At 32.7% G+C, this 4,335-nt stretch carries 2 protein-coding genes; both read right to left on the bottom strand.

The window, feature by feature from the left end; genetic code table 11:
- Nucleotides 1–114: 114 nt before the first annotated feature.
- Nucleotides 115–2,472: a right-handed parallel beta-helix repeat-containing protein gene (locus AB1414_16345; protein MEW6608988.1), complete on the bottom strand. Its 2,358-nt coding sequence runs from the start codon at nt 2,470–2,472 to the stop codon at nt 115–117.
- 2 nt (nt 2,473–2,474) lie between these two features.
- Nucleotides 2,475–4,335: tetratricopeptide repeat protein (locus tag AB1414_16340; GenBank protein ID MEW6608987.1), on the bottom strand; the 1,861-nt coding region annotated here is incomplete at its 5' end.

Here is a 4,335-nt window from a genome sequence, read left to right as displayed (position 1 = left end):
GTACCATGGCTCTTGAATATTTAAGGCCTGCTCAAATATATGTTTTGTTATCATATTTGCTCCTTTGGATTTTGATTGGGATTTTACCTATTATATCATTTACCCACTCAAAAGTCAAAAGAGCCTAGTTTGAGTTGTTCCAAAATCTATTCGTATTAACTCAGTTGAGCCAAAATCTTCCCCTGAAACTGTAATTAAAGTTCCAACTGTGCCTGACGAGGGAATAATGACAATCTTTGCTATAGCACCTCTTAACCATGGATCATAATCTATATTACCAGAGAAAGTATAAGTAGCAGGTGGGTCACTACCCCACCAGTTATATTCTGCTGTTTGAGTTCCCGGAGAAATATCTGTTTGAAGATTGTAGGTTCCGTTATTGTAAATATTATTATAAATAAGTTCAGAAATTACTGAAGATTTACAGTAAATTCCGACTCCATTACCATTTGACTTACCAGTACCACCTGTGTTATCTTTAATGGTATTGTTAATAATTTTATTATTATCCGAGGAAAAAAGATAAATCCCATTACCACTCCCTCCATTTCCATTCTCAAGAGGGCGCTCATCGCCTCCTGTTCCACCACTACCCCCTTGATTTTCATAAATATTATTACCTGTTATGCTATTATTAGTAGATAAATTCAAATATATCCCTGATCCAATTCCACCACCACCTCCTGAAGCTACCTTCCCTCCTGTCCCACCAAAACCTCCTTGATTCTTAAAAATAATATTACCTGTAATGGTATTATTAGTAGATAAATTCAAATATACCCCTACTCCCATTTTCCCTACTTCACCTGATTCCATCTCACCACCTGTGTGTCCATTTTCACCAATACCTCCAGCAATAAAATTGTTTCTAATAGTAAAATTTGAACAATTGATTAAAACAATTCTGCCGAGATTTGTTGAACCAGAACCTGTAAGTGTCAAAGTCTGATATTCAATCGTAGTTGGTGTAGTAATTCCATAATAGTAATGGATTGGTTCCCCATTATAGGTATTAACAGAATCAATGATATTATTATCGCTATTTGAGTCAATATATATACCGTAGCTGTTACCTGGGTTACCCTCTATTCCTGAGTTACCTCCACCTCCTCCTTGTCCTCTTTCTCCTCTTCGATTATTGGAGATAATATTAGCAGATATAGTATTATTGGTTGATGAGCATAAATATATTCCTGTTCCAATTCCTCCTCGACCACCTGAACCATATTTTCCTCCTGTTCCACCATATCCACCTTGGTTCTCCTTAATGGTATTACGAGTTATAATATTATTACTTGATGAACCTAAATATATTCCTGAACCAGTTCCTCCTTTACCGCCTGTAGCAAAACAATCATTTGTGTATCCATTTTCACCAATACCTCCAGCAATAAAATTATTTCTAATAATAAAATTTGAGCAATTAATTAAGACAATTCTACCCAAGTTTGTCGAACTGGATCCACTAAGAGTTAATGTTTGATTCTCAATAATTGTAGATGTAGTTATTCCATAATAATAAAGTATAGGTTCCTCATTATAGGTGTTAAGAGAATCAATGATATTATTGTAGCTATTTGAGTCAATATAGATACCGTAGCTATTACCATAGCATCCGTTTGGTCCTCCCCAACCACCTTGTCCTTTTTCTCCTCTTCGATTATTAGAGATAATATTAGCAGATATAGTATTATTAGTTGATGAGCATAAATATATTCCCGTTCCAATCCCTCCTCGACCACCTGAACTAAAGTCTCCTCCTCCCCCTCCATAACCTCCTCGATTTTCAGCAATAGTATTATCTATTATACTATTGTTAATAGATGAGTTCAAATATACCCCTGCTCCAACTCCTCCGTTGCCACCTGAACCACCAGCGTTTCCCCCTTGTCCACCAGTCCCCCCTTGATTGTTATAGATAGTATTACCTTTTATGGTATTGTTAGTAGAGGAAGTTAAGTATATCCCTGCACCAATTTCACCAACATTACCCGACTGGTTATTCACTCCCGGTGCACCAATAGAACCTTTATTATTTCTAATTGTATTATGAGTAATAGTAATTTTTGAAGCATTTTCTAAATAAATAGCTTGTTTCCCATATTCTATAAGGCAATAGCTAATTGTTCCTTTACTTTGGGCACCACTAAATTTAATACTATTCCAATCACCTGGAGTAGGTGTACCTGCGTTAGATGTAAAAGTAATCGTTCCATCAACTGTACCAATAGCTGATAATGTACCATAATTAATCATGGATGTATTGGTAGCAAACTTTATAACTACTCCTGGGTCAATGGTCAAACTTAACCCCTGAGGGATAGTTACAGTTCCCGTGACTATATACGGACTTCCAACTAAATTCCATGTACCACTCTGAGTTCCACATACAATAGTACTTGCACCACCAAATTCCACTTTCAAAAACACACCGATAGATAATACCACTCCTAACATAAGTTTTTTACCCATTCTTACTTATCCAACCTCCTTTTCAAAATTGTTTCTAACATCTGATTAGCATAAGTATTATCAGCATCAAGTTCTAAAATACATTTACATTCAGATATAGCTTCTTTATATAATCCTTTGGCATAGTAAACTGAAGCTAAATTTATATGAGACCTTACATCAGTGGGACATATCTCAATAGATTCTTTAAATTCATTTATTGCATCTTGATACCTATTCTGGCTAAAATATAAATACCCAACAGTGTTCTTTAATTTTATATTATCGGGAGATATCTCCTCTACTTTTTTATACAAATCAATTGCTTTTAAAATAAGTCCTTTCTTCTCATAATAATTTCCCCATTCCCAATAAGTGTTTAAAAGATGTTTTTTTATTTCTTCTATATTTCTTTTATATTCATTTAAATAGTGATTATAGCAAGTACTGTATGGAACAAAATAAGGAATTTCTTTATTCTTTATTTTTATCTCTAATGCCTTCTCATAGTTATCTATACTTTCTTCATACTTCCCTAACTCTTTATAATAGATAAATCCGTGAATATAATATGAGAGAACATAATTTATAATTACCCGTAATGTCCATGCAGCATCTTTAAAAATCATATTATCGTCTTTTATCCCTCTTATAAAAAGGTGAAATGAACAGGTTTTTAACTCTTCACATATTTTTTCTTCCTTTATTTCTTTAGACACAATTTTATAGAAAAATCCTTTTGGAATTAAGATATAATTATTGAGTAGTTCGTTATCATACATTAAAAATACTGGCCGAGATATAAGTTTATTAGATATAATCTCCTTAATTTTAATCCTTTTAACACTATTTTCTATATCATTATAGTCAATTTCATCATTTTGAATTGGAGTAGATAAATCTATCTCAGGATATTGTTTTTTAATCGTTTCACAATATCCTATTTCTTTCACAACTAACTCATCTGTCAAAAAGATAGTAAAAATTAAAGCAACATCATCACGCTGATTCTCACAATATTTTAGATAGCAAACGGGAAATTCTATAGCGTCACCCGAAAGGAACATAATTGCTTCATTATCCACAGGACATAAAATACCATTTCCATAATCATAAGCAAAATAATAGTTACTTCTGTTATTATAAGGATAATGTATTATAAAGGAAATTATAGGCACGATAAAAAATAAAATAGAAAATATTATCCCTTTTTTTAAAAATTTATTTATTATAAATCCACTACATAAGCTAAATAAAATCATAAAGATAATATAAGATGGTATATAATAATCTTCTATGTTTGGGATAGAATATCTCACAGCCAAAGATATGTTTACTATGATGATTAAAAAGAAAAATAAAACTCTACTTCTATTTTTAAATAGTAAAATAAGTAATCCAATTAAACTCATCCACCAGAAATAATGAAATTGATCACTTAAGAAATGCGGAATATGGGTTAAATTTTTATAAATCCCATTTATTCCTGAGGTAAAATACTCTTTGAACGATTGTCCTGAGATGTGATGAGTAAACTTTCTTAATGTATCAGGATCACTCCAGTTATAAACAGGGTCAGCACTTGCTCGAATAGGTAGATATAGATATAAGAACAATGGTAAGATGAATAAGCAAAGCATTTTTAAGAGTAGAGGGTAGAGAGTAGAGAGTAGAGAGTAGAATGATTGTTTTTGTTGCATCCATTTTTTCCAGTACACTGCTATGATAAAAAATATGCTTGCTGGGACTAAGTAGACTGTTTGCATATGATGGGTGAAGGATAAGCCAAGCGTGAAAGCGAAGAGGTAGAGATAGTTTTGAGTTTTGAGTTTTGAGTTTTGAGTTTTTCCTTCTGTTCTCCATGCTCCACGCTCCGTAGTTACT

This window comes from bacterium (assembly GCA_040755795.1).
GTDB lineage: Bacteria > UBA9089 > CG2-30-40-21 > CG2-30-40-21 > SBAY01 > JBFLXS01.
This window is presented reverse-complemented; position numbering and strand designations above follow the sequence as displayed.